This window comes from Hahella sp. HN01, assembly GCF_018986435.1.
Taxonomy (GTDB): Bacteria; Pseudomonadota; Gammaproteobacteria; order Pseudomonadales; family Oleiphilaceae; genus Hahella.
On the sequence record NZ_JAHMIN010000003.1, the window covers coordinates 52,641 to 68,567 of the forward strand.

General features: G+C 54.3%; 9 protein-coding genes. All 9 read left to right on the forward strand.

What is annotated here, in order from left to right:
• Positions 1-546 precede the first annotated feature (546 nt).
• Positions 547-2,235, forward strand: coding sequence for a long-chain fatty acid--CoA ligase (locus KP814_RS04065; RefSeq protein WP_127971610.1), 1,689 nt, complete (start codon positions 547-549; stop codon positions 2,233-2,235).
• A 101-nt stretch (positions 2,236-2,336) separates the two neighbouring features.
• The gene (locus KP814_RS04070; RefSeq protein ID WP_216735551.1) at positions 2,337-2,726 is read left to right on the forward strand and encodes a VanZ family protein; all 390 of its coding nucleotides are present in this window, start codon (positions 2,337-2,339) and stop codon (positions 2,724-2,726) included.
• A 260-nt stretch (positions 2,727-2,986) separates the two neighbouring features.
• Positions 2,987-6,859, forward strand: a complete 3,873-nt coding sequence (hrpA, locus tag KP814_RS04075) for an ATP-dependent RNA helicase HrpA (protein ID WP_216735552.1) — start codon at positions 2,987-2,989, stop codon at positions 6,857-6,859.
• Between the two features lie 136 nt (positions 6,860-6,995).
• Positions 6,996-8,117: a beta-ketoacyl-ACP synthase III gene (locus KP814_RS04080; RefSeq protein ID WP_216735553.1), complete on the forward strand. Its 1,122-nt coding sequence runs from the start codon at positions 6,996-6,998 to the stop codon at positions 8,115-8,117.
• A 489-nt stretch (positions 8,118-8,606) separates the two neighbouring features.
• Positions 8,607-9,332, forward strand: a complete 726-nt coding sequence (locus KP814_RS04085) for a VacJ family lipoprotein (protein ID WP_216735554.1) — start codon at positions 8,607-8,609, stop codon at positions 9,330-9,332.
• A 169-nt stretch (positions 9,333-9,501) separates the two neighbouring features.
• Entirely contained in the window at positions 9,502-10,974 is a 1,473-nt protein-coding gene (locus tag KP814_RS04090; protein ID WP_253938152.1) for a DUF3336 domain-containing protein, read from the forward strand.
• A gap of 161 nt (positions 10,975-11,135) precedes the next feature.
• Positions 11,136-12,911 (forward strand): ExeA family protein, encoded by a 1,776-nt coding sequence (locus tag KP814_RS33225; RefSeq protein ID WP_216735709.1) that lies wholly within the window; start codon positions 11,136-11,138, stop codon positions 12,909-12,911.
• A 9-nt stretch (positions 12,912-12,920) separates the two neighbouring features.
• Positions 12,921-13,727: a general secretion pathway protein GspB gene (locus KP814_RS04100; protein WP_216735556.1), complete on the forward strand. Its 807-nt coding sequence runs from the start codon at positions 12,921-12,923 to the stop codon at positions 13,725-13,727.
• Positions 13,728-13,733: 6 nt separating this feature from the next.
• Complete coding sequence (gene dinG, locus KP814_RS04105; RefSeq protein ID WP_216735557.1) at positions 13,734-15,890, forward strand: ATP-dependent DNA helicase DinG; 2,157 nt, start codon at positions 13,734-13,736, stop codon at positions 15,888-15,890.
• Positions 15,891-15,927: the final 37 nt, after the last annotated feature.

A 15,927-nucleotide genomic window follows, 5' to 3' on the forward strand; every position in this document is an offset into this window, starting at 1 on the left:
TCAGCGTCAACGATTATTGTCGCGGTATTTCCGCTCTGTATTGTCCCAGGGAAACCAGGGAAACTCCGATAATTAAGTAAGACTTTTGTCTACATAAGCCAAAATAAAGCTGCTATTCTATCGCGCACTATAAAAAACGAGCCCACTATACCGTTCCGGCTTAATGGGGTAATCACCCGACCGGGTGACTCTCCTGAAAATAGCGCCGCCCGATGACAGAAGTAAGAATGGGGTAGTGGTCGTCAGGGATTCGATGATTGGCTTATATATGATCGCGAGTAAGAGTTTCTAATGTGGAGTGCGTCGAAACCGCCGGGTGCGGAAGTCGACGTTGCTCTGTGCAGTGGAATTCACTCATTTTAAGGGTTACGGCGCAGGTTCGAGCGCCGGGCGCATAAGCGTCGAGTTAGCTGCGGCATTGCTCCGTCATCCTTGAAGCCGTCGCCTCGGGCGACGCGGTCATCTCTCAGTCAGTCCCGTTTGCCGAAGACAATTACAAATATAAATCAGATTGCCTATTAACAGCGTTGGCCAGGAGATAGCGGTATGGATAATTTTTTCAAGGATAAATATCCCCCCGGAGTTCCATCCGAAGTTGAATTGGGGAAATACAAATCGGTTGTCGACATGTTCGAACAGGCATGTAAACGATACGCGGACAAACCTGCGTTTACCGCCGTCGGCGCCACCATGACATATGGCGAAATGGAGAAGCACACGCGCGCATTCGCCGCCTACCTGCAGAATGAAACCAACCTGAAGCCCGGCGACCGTATCGCTATCCAGATGCCTAACCTGCTGCAATATCCGATCGCTGTTTTCGGCGCCATGCGGGCGGGACTGATCGTGGTTAACACTAACCCGCTTTATACCCCGCGGGAAATGGAGCATCAGTTTAACGACTCCGGCGCCAAGGCGCTGGTGGTTCTGGCCAATATGGCTTCGCAGGCGCAGGAAGTGCTTCCGCATACCGGCGTGGAGCACGTCATTGTGGCGCAGATTCCAGACATGCACCCGCCTATTAAGCGCATGGTGATGAACGCGGCGATCAAGTACGTCAAGAAAATGGTGCCGCCCTATAATATTCCCAACGCGGTCCCGTTTACTAAAGTCATGTCCATGGGCGCGCGCTACACCTTCAAGCCTGTGGACGTTAACCCCGAAGATATCGCGGTGTTGCAGTACACCGGCGGCACGACCGGCGTCGCCAAAGGCGCGATGTTGACCCACCGCAACCTGGTTTCCAATGTGGCGCAATTGAAGCCGTTATTGACGGTGCGTCTGGGTGAAGCCATCGAGACCGTCATTGCTCCGCTGCCGCTGTATCACATTTATTCATTCACTATGAATTGCGGCGTCATGCTGGATACCGGCAACCACAGTATTTTGATTCCCAACCCGCGGGATTTCGACGGCTTTATCAAAGAGCTGGGCAAATGGAAATTCACAGCGTTCCTGGGCATCAATACGCTGTTCGTGGCGCTTTGCAACAATGAAAAATTCCAGGAGCTGGATTTTACTTCCCTGAAAGTGACTGCCGCAGGGGGCATGGCGCTGACCAGCGATACGGCGAAAATGTGGAAGAAAGTCACGGGTTGTGATGTGACGGAAGGCTACGGCATGACAGAAACCTCGCCGGTGGTTTCCATCAACCCCATGAACGCCATTCAAATCGGCACTATCGGTCTGCCGATTCCCAATACCATGGTGAAGATCATGGATGACGAAGGTAAAGACCTTACCGTTGGGGAAGTCGGCGAGCTGTGCGTTAAAGGCCCTCAGGTCATGAAAGGTTACTGGCAGCGTCCGGATGAGACCGCCAAAACCATGACTGAAGACGGCTGGCTGAAAACCGGCGATATCGCCATGGTGCAGAACGACGGCTACCTGCGCATTGTGGATCGTAAGAAAGATATGATTCTGGTGTCTGGTTTCAACGTCTATCCCAACGAAATTGAAGATGTAGTCACCAGTCATCCGGATGTGGTTGAGTGCGCGGCGATTGGCGTGCCTGACCTGAAAAGCGGCGAAGTGGTGAAAGTGTTCGTTGTGAAGAGCAATCCCAATCTGACTGAAAGCGCGCTGAAAGAGTTCTGTCGCGAGCGCCTGACCGCTTACAAGGTGCCCAAGACCATCGAGTTCCGCGATGAATTGCCGAAAACCAATGTCGGTAAGATTCTGCGCCGGGAGCTGCGCGATGAGGAAATCAAAAAGCAGAAAGACAAAGCGGCGTAACTCTGCGCAGCGAGTTCAAGAAAGCTGAAAAGCGGGCGAGAGCCCGCTTTTTGTGTTATTAAAGGCGGGTTCTTTCAGTTGTAGAGCGTTGTTAATTGATTATGCAGAAAGCGGTCAGTCTATTCGCCCTTGGGTTTCTGGCGTTTATTCTATGGATTATCTATCTGGCGGATACTGGTGGAGCGAGCATTTTCTTCGACTTCGTCCAATCCATTCCCTATGGCGATAAACTGGGGCACTTTTGCTTATTCGGAGTTCTTACCCTGGCCGCTAACTTCGCCTTCAAAACCAAACACCTGAAACTGGGCCCGATTCCTCTCTATGTCGGCGCGCTTTGCGTGCTTACATTCGCAATAGGGGAAGAGTTGACGCAGGCATTCTTTCCGTCCCGCACGCTGGACATCACCGATGTCATGGCGGATGTGGCCAGCATTGCGTTTTTTTCCTGGGTGACCCTATTGCTGTCCGCCAATAAGGCGGCTGAATCTTAATATTGTATTGGGCTTTGCGCCGCACGTTTTAAATTCTTCATGAAGAGTGAAGAGAACAACCGGTGTCATTAATAAAATAATGAAACTTGATGTCGTGGATAGTCGCGCCAGTGGTTAGTTTTCTGAGTGCAAATTACGAGTATGACTGCCTGAATTTCAAGCTGTTGCGTGGTTACGCTATCCCATTTACCGCTTAACTATTAACCCATTTCCCGCTAACATCCGCATCCTGAATTAGTATTGGTTAAAAAGTATATTACATGTCGAGTGAGTCTCGTTTTGACCCGTCCCTGGTGTTAATCAAAGATCGTTTTAGATTGCAGAGGCAATGGCGGGAAATCGCAAAGGGTTCTGTTGCGGAAAAGGACGTTGAAAAGTTCTGGCGCGCGACATTGCGTTCTATGGAAATTCGGGCGACGCGCCTGCAAGCGATGCCGCAAGTGCGGTATCCGGATAATCTGCCAGTTGTCGATAAGCTGGAAGAGATCAAAAAAGCCATTTCTGAAAATCAGGTGGTTATCATCGCCGGTGAGACCGGCTCCGGTAAAACCACGCAGTTGCCGAAAATCTGTCTGGATCTGGGGCGTGGCGTGGACGGTTTGATCGGCCACACGCAGCCTCGTCGTCTGGCGGCGCGCTCCGTCGCTAACCGCATTGCCGAGGAGCTGAGCTGCGAAGTTGGTAAGCAGGTGGGGTATCAGGTTCGTTTTACTGATCATACCGACGACAGCACGTTGGTGAAGTTGATGACCGACGGCATACTGCTGGCGGAAACCCAGAATGACCGTTTCCTCAATCGTTACGACACGATCATTATCGATGAAGCCCATGAGCGCTCGTTAAATATCGACTTCCTGATCGGTTATCTGAAAAACCTCCTGCCCAAGCGGCCCGACCTCAAAATCATCATCACCTCCGCCACGATTGACCTGGAACGCTTCTCCGAACACTTCAATGGAGCGCCTGTGGTGGAAGTGTCTGGCCGCACTTATCCGGTAGAGCTGCATTACCGTCCCTTGATCACTATGGACGACGAGGTGGATATCGGTCTGCAGGATGGCGTTGTGCATGTGATTCGGGAAATCGAGCAGATGGAGCGTGAGCAGCGCAAACCACCCGGAGATATCCTGATATTCATGGTTGGAGAGCGGGAGATTCGCGAGACTGCGCAGAGATTGCGTAAAGAAGAATTTCGTAATACGGAAATCCTTCCCCTGTACGCGCGACTCAGTAATCAGGAGCAGAACCGTATTTTCCAGTCCCATGGCGGGCGTCGCATTGTCGTCTCCACCAACGTGGCGGAAACCTCCCTTACGGTGCCGGGCATTCGTTATGTGATCGATCCGGGGCAGGTGCGTATCAGCCGCTATTCATACCGCTCCAAAGTGCAACGACTGCCGATAGAGGCGATTTCGCAGGCCAGCGCCGAGCAGCGTAAAGGTCGCTGCGGTCGTGTGGCGGAGGGCGTGTGTTTCCGGCTGTACTCGGAAGAGGACTTCGTCGGTCGCGCCCCCTTCACCGATCCGGAAATTCTGCGCACCAACCTGGCGTCGGTCATCCTGCAGATGCTTTCGTTGCGTCTGGGCGATATCCAGAAGTTCCCTTTCATGCAGAAGCCGGACAAGCGTTATATCAATGACGGCTACAAGCTGCTGGAAGAGCTGGGCGCGGTAAACGCGCAACGGCAGATGACGGCGATAGGGCGGACCCTGGCGCGTTTCCCCATTGATCCTCGTCTGGCGCGAATGCTGGTGGCCGCTGCGGAAGGGCATTGCCTGAAAGAGATGCTGATTATTGTTTCCGCCCTGGCGGTGCAAGATCCAAGGGAGCGTCCCATGGAATTCCAGCAGGCGGCGGATGAAAAGCATGCGCAATGGGCGGATGAGCAATCCGACTTCGTCAGCCTGCTGAACCTGTGGAACGGTTATGAGACGCAGCGCCAGGAGTTGAGCGCGAATCAACTGCGCAACTTCTGCAAGAAAAACTTCCTGTCTTTCCTGAGAATGCGCGAGTGGCGTGACACTCATCGCCAGCTGTTGTTGCTCTGCCATGAGCAAAGCTACAAAGAAAACACGGAGCCCGCTGCTTATGACGAACTGCATCAGGCTCTATTGGCGGGGCTGATTACCCAAATTGGTCAGAAAGACGAAAAGGGCGAGTACGCCGGTCCTCGTCAGCGCAAGTTTGTGATCTTTCCGGGGTCGAAAGTACGGAAAAAGGCGCCGAACTGGATTATGTCGGCGGAAGTGGTGGAAACCAGTCGCCTGTTCGCCCGCACCGTCGCTCGCATGGAGCCCGGCTGGATAGAAAAGGTTGCGCCGCAACTGCTGAAGAGCAGTTATCTGGAGCCGCACTGGTCGAAAAAGCGAGGTGAGGCGCTGGCGTTTCAGCAGGTCTCTTTGTATGGCCTGATTGTGGTGCCGCGTCGCCAAGTGAGCTACGGCCGCATTGATCCGCAGTTCAGTCGCGAGGCGTTGATCCGGGAAGGGCTTATTGAAGGCGAGATCAACAGCCGCCTGCCGTTTATTCTGCACAATGCGGAATGCCGGGAAGAAGTGGAGCAGATAGAAGCCAAAGCCCGTCGTCGCGACCTGTTGGTTGATGACGAAGTGTTGTTCCAGTTCTACGATGAGCAACTGCCCGCGGACATCACCACCGTCAAAGGGTTGGAGTATTGGTACAAGCGCTTGTCGGAGGGTGACAAAAAGGCGTTGCTGTTATCGCCGGAAGCGCTGTTGCGAGTGCTGCCGGAGGTGAAGCTGGAAGAGCAGTTTCCCGACGCATTATTGTGGAATGGGCAGCAATTTCAGCTGAGCTACAAGTTTGAGCCGGGCGCGAAAGAAGATGGCGTGACGGTGCGCATGCCCGCCGCAGCCATGGCGCAGGCGCCAGTGGGTCTTCTGGACTGGTTGGCCCCGGGAATGCGTAAAGAGAAGTGCGAGGCGTTGATTCGCTCGCTGCCGAAGGCGATTCGGAAAAACTTTGTGCCTGTCCCTGATTTCGCTAAGGCGGCCAGTGACGCCATGGTTCCGGATAACCATCCCATGTCTCTGGCGTTGGGTGAGCAGTTGCGCAAAATGACCGGCATGCAGGTCGCTCCTGAGCAATGGGATGAATCCCTGCTGCCGCCTCATCTGCGCATGAATATCCAGGTAGTGGACAGCCAGGGCGGCGTGATTGACCAGGGACGAGATTATCATGAGTTGGTTAAAAGGCTTGAAGGACGCCTGGAAAAGTTGGCGCAGGAATCCGGAACCTTGTTCAAAGAGCAGGCAGGGCTGACTGAATGGAGCTTCGGCGCCATGCAGGAGAAAGTCGCCGTCAGCCAGGCGGGCGCCAGTCTGTTCCTGTATCCCTATTTGCAGGATCAGGGAACGTCCGTAGCGTTAAAGTCGGCGTTCGACGCGGGGTTCGCGCAGGCGCAGCACCGTCTCGGCATGGCGCGGCTGATCATGCTGAGGCTGGCGGATACGGTGAAGTATCTGAAGAAGAATCTGCCCAAGCTGAAAGAGATTGGATTGTACTATGCGCCAACCGGAAAGCTGGATGGTCTGGTGGACGAGCTTGCCTTGACGGCCTGTATCGAGGTCTTTCTTAAAGACAAACCTGCCATCGCCAACGCAGATGAGTTCACTCGACGGGTGCAGCAGTATAAGGCGGATTTAATTCCCAAAGCGGAAGAGCTTGCGTTGTTGCTGCATGAAATTTTGCAGGCCTATCACCGCATAACCAAAGCACTGAGCAAAAACACGGTTTTGGCGCTGGCGATGTTTTTGGGAGATGTGAAGCGGCAGCTGCAGCACTTGGTGTACCCCGGGTTTCTCACGGAAGCGCCGCTGGAATGGTTGCGGCAATATCCGCGCTACCTTGCCGCGATCGAGGAGCGGTTGGACAAGATGCCACGGCAGATCACTCAGGAGCGCCAGTTTCAACTGATGTTCGAGACGCTATGGTCACAATACAACGCGAGAAAAGAGAAGCACCAACGGGAAGGTTATGTGGATGAAGAGCTCGCCAATTTCCGCTGGATGTTGGAGGAGTATCGGGTTTCCTATTTTGCGCAGAAGCTAGGCACCCTCATGAGCGTGTCTGAGAAGAAGCTTCAGAAGCAATGGGAAAAAGTCCGAATTTAATTCTGCTTCTTAACATAATGGTCACATTCTTCTGGGCGCGCCGGGGCAAATTCATCCAGCCCCGGCGCTGTTATGTGCTAAGATTTCTCGTCAATACGCGAGTGCAATAACTAATTAAATAAGTAGAGGCTGAATCGTGAGTTCTGTAGTCATTAGCGGCACGGGCCTGTTTACCCCGGCTTACAGCATATCCAATGAAGAGCTGGTGGCTTCGTTTAACGCCTATGTGCAACGTTTTAACGAAGAGAACAAAGAGAAAATCGAGTCAGGGGAAGTCGCCGCGCTACAAGAATCCTCGGCTGATTTTATCCTCAAAGCATCCGGCATCAAAAGTCGCTACGTTCTGGACAAAGAGGGCGTACTGGACGTAGACCGTATGCATCCCTATATCCCAGAGCGCAGCAACGAAGAGCCAAGCGTGCAGTGTGAAATGGCGGTCGATGCGGCGAAAAAAGCCATGACTGAAGCGGGCAAGACCCCGGCGGACATTGATGCGGTCATTGTCGCCTGTTCAAACCTGCAACGCGCTTATCCCGCAGTGGCGGTGGAAGTGCAGAGCGCCTTGGGCATTGACGGTTTCGCCTACGACATGAACGTCGCCTGTTCTTCCGCTACGTTTGGCATTCAGGCTGCGGTCAACGCGATTGAATCCGGTTCCGCTCGCGCGGTATTGGTGGTGAATCCGGAAATTTGCTCCAGCCACTTGAATTTCAGGGATCGCGACAGCCACTTTATCTTTGGCGACGCATGCACGGCGATCCTTCTGGAGAAGGCGGAGACAGCGACCAGCCAGCACCAGTTTGCAGTTATCGGAACCAAGCTTAAGACACTGTTCTCCAACAATATCCGCAATAACTTCGGCTTCTTGAACCGTTGTGATGAGTCCGGGATTGGCAAGCCAGACAAACTCTTCGTCCAGAATGGGCGCAAGGTGTTTAAAGAAGTGGTGCCAATGGTCTCCGAGATGATTGTGGAGCACTTGGGCGGCAACGATATCGACGCCTCCAGGCTCAATCGCATGTGGCTGCATCAGGCGAACTTGAGCATGAATCAGCTGATTTCAAAGAGAGTGCTGGGACGAGAGGCGACAGCGGAAGAGGCTCCAACCATTTTGGACACCTACGCCAACACCAGCTCAGCCGGCTCCATCATCGCATTTCACCTGAACAAGCAGGACCTGAGTGGCGGCGCACTGGGCGTGATTTGCTCTTTTGGCGCGGGCTATTCAGCAGGCAGCATTATTGTCCGCAAGGTTTGATTTAGTCTGAAATCCTGAACTTTCTTTTCTCTGGCCGTGGCGAATGCGTCGCGGCTTTTTCATTTCTGAGCCTGACTCCTTCTTTTTCTGGATAGCCAGCGCAACCCGTTTCATTGAACTGTAACTATTCATAAGTGTCATATTGAGACAGACTCTCGGACGGGAATTGAGTTGAAGGACGCAAGCTGGGGTCGCGAACCATAAAGCCAGGGCTACAGAGGAATACCTACTTTGAAGTGGACACTTTGTCAGGTAGACTGCTCGGCCGTTGCAAAAATGTGAGTTAGCCCGCATATTAAGCGGGCCTTTGAGCCAACCTGCCGCCATATCCAATAAAAATAAGCGCCCGCGGCCAGTTCAGCATTCCGCGTAGCGACGACATTGAGAGGTCGCCGCAAGAAGACGGAAGCTTTGAGAGTCTTGAATACCGCCGAAGTTAAGCCAGACTGAAGAATACAGAGAGCCCCCCAAGGCGCTTAAGTGGGATTTATGGATACGAGTAAACCGCAGCATACAAGGCGTTTGTCCGCCGTTTTGTTATTGTCAATGGCCGCACCCGCAGGGGCGATGGCTTCTCACCCACAGGACCCGTGGGAATCTTACAATAGAAAGGTTTTCGCCTTTAACGAATTTCTCGACGACTACTTTCTGCGCCCCGTCGCCAAAGGCTATCGGGCCGTGACCCCGGAAGTCGTCGATCGCTCAATTACGAACTTTTTTGGCAACCTTGGCGATGTCGTCACGCTGGCCAACAATATTCTGCAGTTGAAGCATCACGAGGCCGCCGCGACGGCCAGCCGCATCATGTTTAACAGTACTTGGGGAGTTGGCGGTCTGTTCGATGTGGCGACAGCCTTTGATATTTCCGTGGACAAAGAGGATTTCGGTCAGACGCTTTGTTATTGGGGCGTACCCCAGGGCAACTATCTGATGCTGCCGTTCCTGGGGCCAGGCACGATTACCGACACCATTGGCCGCATTCCTGATAGTTATGCGGACCCGGTAGGGTATCTGTTCTCTGAGCCGGAAAGATACATCGCCAGCGCGACCCGTATTGTCGACAAACGCGCCGATATTATTCCGGCGGAGAATTTGATCCAGGGCGATCGTTATACCTTCGTCAGAAACGCTTATCTGCAGCAGCGTGAGTTCCTGATCAACGATGGTAAGATCGAAGATCCCTTTACCTCCGACGACTTCGACGAAGACTATTGATCCTGTCAGGCGGGAGCCAGTCTCTCGCCGCCGCCTTCTCATTCTCATCCTTTTTCTCGCCACGTCTCTTCCCGTCCTTCACTCGTATAGCTACTTGCGGCCCTCCCTGTCCGATAAGCTATATTTAATCTAAGGATTTGATAGCTGGGTGGGAATGATGTCGAGATATTTGAACACGAAGCTTCACAAGTACCGTAAGGCGATGGCCGAGGCGAGAGATTACGCCACCTGGCGTGACGCCGCGCTGGAGCTGGACTATCTGGAAGGGCATGTGGAGTGGAAGGAGTCATTCGCCAGCGATTTATACAATTACGAGCTGATTTATGACCGCCTGATGGAGCTTCGCAACGCGATGCAGGGGCGTGATCATTCCAAGCTGATCCGCAGTTTGCGCGAAGGGTTGCACCATGACCTCGGCAATATGGGGAATGCGTTGCTGTATCAGCACAGTTATATCGGCACCAAGCATTTGATTGAGGAGTACGTCAATCAAGTCTGCGATGCGCTCAATTACGTCTGTGACAATGATATTCCCGAGCTGCCGCCAAGGCAGAAACTGGAGTTTTTCAAAGATACGTCGATCAGCTTCGGCCGGCCTTCGTTATTGCTGAGCGGGGGCGCGACATTGGGCTTGTTTCATCTTGGCGTGATTAAGGCGCTGTGGGAGCGCGGCCTGCTGCCTCAGGTGATCGCTGGCTCCAGTGTCGGGTCCGTCATTGCGGCCATGTTGGGGACTCATACTGATGCGGAAATTCCGGAAATGCTGGAGCCCCATCGCCACAATCTGAAAGCCTGGCGCTGGATGGGGATGTTCAACGGGCTGCGCGGGCGTGGGTTTATGGATATCCGCCAGTTGGAGAAATGTCTGCGTTCGAATATTGGCGAGTATTCCTTTTTAGAGGCCTATCAGCGCACTGGCCGCAGCATTAATATCTCTGTCTCGCCAGTGCATCATCACCAGAAGGAGCGCCTGCTTAGCGGCTATACCTCGCCTTATCTCCTGGTATGGAGCGCTGCGCTGGCGTCGTCGGCGGTTCCCGCGGTGTTCCCGCCCGTGCGTTTGATGCGCAAGGATGAGAACGGCGGCATTGTTCCCTACATGCCGAAACTCCGCTGGGTGGACGGCTCAGTGGTGAGCGATCTGCCTATAGAGCGACTCAAGCATCTGTATGACATTAACTTTTCCATTGTGAGCCAGACCAATCCGCATATCGTTCCATTTATGAATGCGAAGAAACGCGACCAGAAAATCAGTCTGGCGTCGCTGCCGTTGCGGGTGATCAAGGCGGAAATGCAGTTTCACGGGATGGGCGCGTTCGATTATTTGCGGAAACAGGCAGAGCCGGAACTGCTGCGGCAGCTGTGCGGGCAAGCCTATACGGTTTTGGCGCAACGCTATTATGGCGATGTCACCATTGCGCCTCGTTATAGCTTCTGGCATTTCCGACGGATGCTCTCCAATCCCTCGCCGGATGTCGTCGAGCGGCTGGCGCTGGAAGGCGAGCGCGCCACCTGGCCAAAAATATCCATGATTCGGACGCACTCCAAGATCAGTCTGACATTGGAAAAAGGAATCAAACGATTGAAAAACCGGCTGCAGGGACGCAAGGCGGAATTGCGGGTGGTGAACGTTACCAAATAGACATAATGGAGCGCAGCCGCGACGCTGACGGAGAATTTATGTGTTTCATGGACGAATCCCTGAAATTTGCCGTTTCTATAATTTAACTCCGTCGTCCGGCGCGTTACACTAGCGCGTTGACAGTAACTATGCCCGCGCCAACAGGCGCAATTTTGGATTCCATGTACGAAGCGTTTTTCGGTTTAAAAGAAAGCCCATTTTCCATCGCGCCTGATCCCCGTTATCTCTACATGAGCGAACGCCACAGAGAAGCTTTGGCGCATTTGTTGTACGGCATTGAAAGGGAAGGGGGCTTCGTGCTGCTGACCGGTGAAGTCGGCACCGGTAAGACCACCACCTGTCGCTGCTTTTTGCAGCGGGTGCCGAAAAACACAGACATCGCTTTCATCCTGTATCCGAAACTTACCGCCAGAGAGCTGCTGGCCACGATTTGTGATGAGCTGCACATCGCCTATCCCGCCCAATGCTCCATCAAGATCCTTATCGACGTTATTCACAAGCATTTGTTGAAAGCGCACGCCGCCGGCAAACATACCGCGCTGGTGATTGACGAAGCGCAGAATCTGTCTTCGGATGTGCTGGAGCAATTGCGACTGCTCACCAACCTGGAAACAGAAAAAAAGAAACTGTTGCAGATTATTTTGCTGGGGCAGCCGGAATTGAAAGAGCTGCTGCAGCGGCCGGAGTTGCGTCAGTTAGTGCAACGCATAACGGCCCGTTATCACTTGGATGCGCTTTCTCCCGTGGATGTGCGCGCCTATATCGGTTATCGCCTGTCCGTTGCAGGCTGTCGCAAAGAACTGTTCAGTAATGCGGCGATTAATAAGGTTTATAAGCTCAGTCGCGGCATACCTCGTATTATCAACCTGATCTGCGACCGGGCGCTGTTAGGCGCTTATTCGGAAAACAGCCAGGTGGTGACCCCTGCGCTGGTCAAGATGGCGGGCAAAGAAATTGGCCTTAACGCCAAACGCACCACCGTGAAATGGTTGGACAACTGGATCGTCAAAGGCTTCGCCGCTGGGGCGTTAGCGGGTGGTTTGACCCTGGTGCTGGGCTTGTCTCTCAATCAGGATCGCCGCCAGCCGGAAAAGGCCATTGGCGCGGTTGCGCAGGCGTCCGCCTTATCGGATGCGAGCAAAGGCGGAGGCCAGATTCAGCGGGATGAGGGCGCGCTTAAAGACGCCGCCTTACCCTCCGATGAGAAAGGCGCGGCTTCAGAAGCTTCCGTCGGCGGTGCGACTGCAACCGCCGCCGCACAGCCCGCCGCCTGGGTATCGCCAGTGGCGGCCTCAGCTTCCAAGGTGCTGGGTTCCTATCGGCCCAAGGGCGACAATACGCGTAAGGCCTATCAGTCCGTGATGCATATCTGGGGACTGGCCGACAACGCCGGCGCTCGCGGTTTGGTGTGTGAATTCGTAGAGACTCGCGGGCTGCGCTGTCTGCATCGACAGGGCAACTGGCGCAGCCTTCTGCAGCTGAATCGTCCAGCCGTGTTGAAATTGATGAATAATACCGGCGAAACCTTCAGCGCTGCGCTAATCTCCGTATCGGCGGATCAGTCGGCGGTGATTGAACTGGATGGGGAACGTCATACTATTCCTTTGGCGGAACTGGATGGGCATTGGCAGGGCGATTACAGTATTTTGTGGAAAGTGCCTCCTTATGCGTCCATGGTGATTCAGCCAGGGGAAGTGCAGGATGAAAATGAGTGGATTGACGGTAAGATCAAACGGGTGAATGAGGTTTGGCTGTCGCAAGGCGAAATGCCTTCACTGGAGCCGTTGCCTGACACCTCATTGAAAGACCGGGTGCGTTGGTTTCAGCAGGAGGTCGGGATATTGCCGGACGGCATTCCCGGCGCCATCACCCTGATCATGTTAAATAGCTGGACTGACAGCACAGCGCCTCTGCTTATTCCGATCAAGCGCTCATAGGAAAACGACATGTCCTATATACTTGAAGCCCTGAGACGTTCCGAATCAGAAAGATATCAGGAAAAGCTGCCTGACGTGGTGCAAGGCGGCGCATTCATGATGCCCCGTAAAGAGAAGCGCGCGCCCTGGGCGCTGATTCTCATTTTATTGCTGAGCCTCAACGCCATCGCCCTGGCGATTTTCTTTTTTATGAATCGCCCTTTCGAAAAAGAGACGCCAGTGGAAACAGTTTCCGCTGACGCCGCTCCTGCTTCATCTACAGCCTCGGCGGCGACCGCTCCTGCGACGCCGGCGCAACCCCAGTCAGCGCAGCCAACTGCCGCGAACGCTCCGAGCCAGACGGTTCCCGTACAACCGATGAGCGCGAATAACTCGGACTTTATGGTTGATAAGGTGCCACTGGATACCGCTTCGAACACAGATATCTATGTGGACCTCGGCGGTGAGGAGGAAGAGTCGGTCAATGCGGATGGGGGTATGCTTATCGCACCCTCCAGTGGCGCTTCACGCAGGGCGATGATCATCCCCGGCTCCGGAACGGCGGAAGCGGCTCAGAACGTGGAAGAACAGTATCCAAATATTTCTGAGCTGAGCGTCGCTTTCCAGCAGCAGATTCCAGCGATGGAGTTCAATAGTCATATCTACAGCGCCAGTCCGGATGACCGTAGAATCATGATCAACAATAACTATCTTCGGGAAGGGCAGCGTTTTTCCGGCCTGAAGGTGTATCAGATTACCGAGAACGGCGTAGTGTTGGATAAAGGCGGCCAGTTATTCTGGATTCCCGTCATCCGTAACTGGGCTCCCGAAAGTTAGGCGAGCATGGTAAGTGAAGGTATAAAGGAGCAGATTCAGTCCGCCTATCGAAAGTATATCGCCGCCCGTAACATCAAGCCTCGCTCCGGGCAGCGGCATATGATCGCTGAGATAGCGCGTTATCTGTCCTCCATCGAACTGGACGGCGAGTTTCGCCGTAGCAACGACGCCACCACTTGTGTTGTGGAGGCGGGGACCGGTACAGGGAAAACCCTGGCCTATTTAATGGCGTCCATTCCGTTCGCGGCCGCGTTGCGCAAAAAAATCGTCATTTCCACCGCCACCGTGACGCTGCAGCAGCAAGTCGTGCAGCGTGAATTACCGTTGCTGGCGGAGCACACGGATCTTGAATTCAAAGTCGCGCTGGCGAAAGGGCGCGGGCGCTATATCTGTCTGCATAAGCTTGATTCCTATCTGGCTGGTCAAGAGCAGGGCATCCTGTTGCTGGATGGGCCGCAGGAGAGCGGCGGGCAGGATGTAGATGCGGAGGCCTACCAACGGTTCATGAACTGGATGGTGGACAAAGGGTGGAGCGGAGACTGGGACAGCGCCCCGGAGCCCATCGAAGAGACGATCTGGTCAACGGTGACCACGGACCATCGCCAGTGCCTGAATAAGCGTTGCTCATTCTTTACTCAGTGCGCCTATTACAAGGCGAAGATGGAGTCCGAAAAGGCGGAAATTATCGTCGCGAACCACGATCTGGTGTTCGCGGATCTGGCGTTAGGCGGCGGTTTTGTTCTGCCGCCGCCGGAAGAAACCATTTACATCTTTGACGAAGCCCACCACATGGCGGATAAGGCGTTGAATCACTTCGCCTTCAGCGCCGGTTTGAAATCCTCGCAGAAAATGTTGCGTGGACTGAGCCGCGCCCTGGTGGAAGGGCAAAGCGTATTCGCCTACGACGAGCAGATCACCAACCGGGTCAGCCCAATGGCGGCGTTGTCCCAGGAAACGCATCACCATCTCGACGCCGTCGGCCGGTTTCTGAATGAGACCATAGAGTGGGAAGAAAACGACGAGCGCGCCACCTTTCAATACCGTTATCCCATGGGCGTGATTCCCGAGGAGCTGCGCAAGCTGTCAGCGGCGATGGCGGATAAGGTCGCCGAGATGAATAAGGAACTGGAGGCGGTGCTCAAGCGCTTGCGGGATCTTGCGGAAAAAGAACAGCAGGGCGGCGCGCAGCGACAGGCCTATGATCAGGCGGTGATGGCGCTGTCGGTGTATCAGTCGCAAGTGGAGAATCTGGAAGACGTATGGCGAATCATGGGCGAGGAAGTCCAGGCAGGCCACACGCCAACCGCCCGCTGGCTGACGACCTGGGCTAAAGAAACGGATAGCGATGTGGTCGTGCATGTCAGCCCCACCAATGCGGCGCATCTGCTGCGCAAGCGGCTGTGGTCGCGAGCGTTTGGCTGTGTGCTGACTTCCGCGACGCTGAGTGTGGCGGGGCGCTTTGATCGCCTGGCGGGACAGGTGGGCCTTCCCGACGGGAGTATTTTTGCGATTCATCACAGCCCGTTCGACTTCAACAACAATTGTACTCTGGAGTTGTGCGATCTTGGTCGCGACCCGCAAGACTCCGAAAGCTATCTGGAAATGCTGAGCCAGGCGCTGCTGCGCATCATCGATGAAAAGCAAGCCACACTGGTGCTGTTCAGCGCGAGGAAGCACATGCAGTTCGCCGCCCGCGCCCTGACGGACACCAAACTGGGGAGTCTGATCATCACTCAGGACTCAGGCAATAAAGGCCAGCTGATCGATAATCACCGTTCGCGCGTGGATGAAAACAAAGGGAGCGTATTGTTTGGTCTGGCCAGTTTCGCAGAGGGTCTGGATTTGCCTGGAGATTATCTCAAGCACGTCATTATCGCGAAGCTGCCTTTCGCCGTGCCGGATGACCCGGTGGAGGCGACCTACGCGGAGTGGCTGAAATCCAAGGGCGGCAATCCGTTCAATCAGGTGGTGCTGCCTGACGCGATCACGCGTTTGCTACAGGCATGTGGACGCTTGCTGCGCAGCGAGAGGGACAGCGGTAAGATTTCGATTATGGATCGTCGTCTGTGGACGCGCTCCTACGGCCGTATCATTCTCAACGCGTTGCCGCCTTACAAAGTGGTCTCGGCGGATATTCGTCAGCCCACCGCCAGTGAATCCTAGGCTTATAACTTATAAAGAGCCACGTCATCGTTATATA

Excerpts from the sequence above, each read along its gene's own strand:
- KP814_RS04065 (WP_127971610.1), top strand. The coding sequence starts at position 547 with ATGGATAATTTTTTCAAGGATAAATATCCCCCCGGAGTTCCATCCGAA.
- KP814_RS04070 (WP_216735551.1), top strand. The coding sequence starts at position 2,337 with ATGCAGAAAGCGGTCAGTCTATTCGCCCTTGGGTTTCTGGCGTTTATT.
- hrpA (WP_216735552.1), top strand. The coding sequence starts at position 2,987 with ATGTCGAGTGAGTCTCGTTTTGACCCGTCCCTGGTGTTAATCAAAGAT.
- KP814_RS04085 (WP_216735554.1), top strand. The coding sequence starts at position 8,607 with ATGGATACGAGTAAACCGCAGCATACAAGGCGTTTGTCCGCCGTTTTG.
- KP814_RS33225 (WP_216735709.1), top strand. The coding sequence starts at position 11,136 with ATGTACGAAGCGTTTTTCGGTTTAAAAGAAAGCCCATTTTCCATCGCG.
- KP814_RS04100 (WP_216735556.1), top strand. The coding sequence starts at position 12,921 with ATGTCCTATATACTTGAAGCCCTGAGACGTTCCGAATCAGAAAGATAT.
- dinG (WP_216735557.1), top strand. The coding sequence starts at position 13,734 with ATGGTAAGTGAAGGTATAAAGGAGCAGATTCAGTCCGCCTATCGAAAG.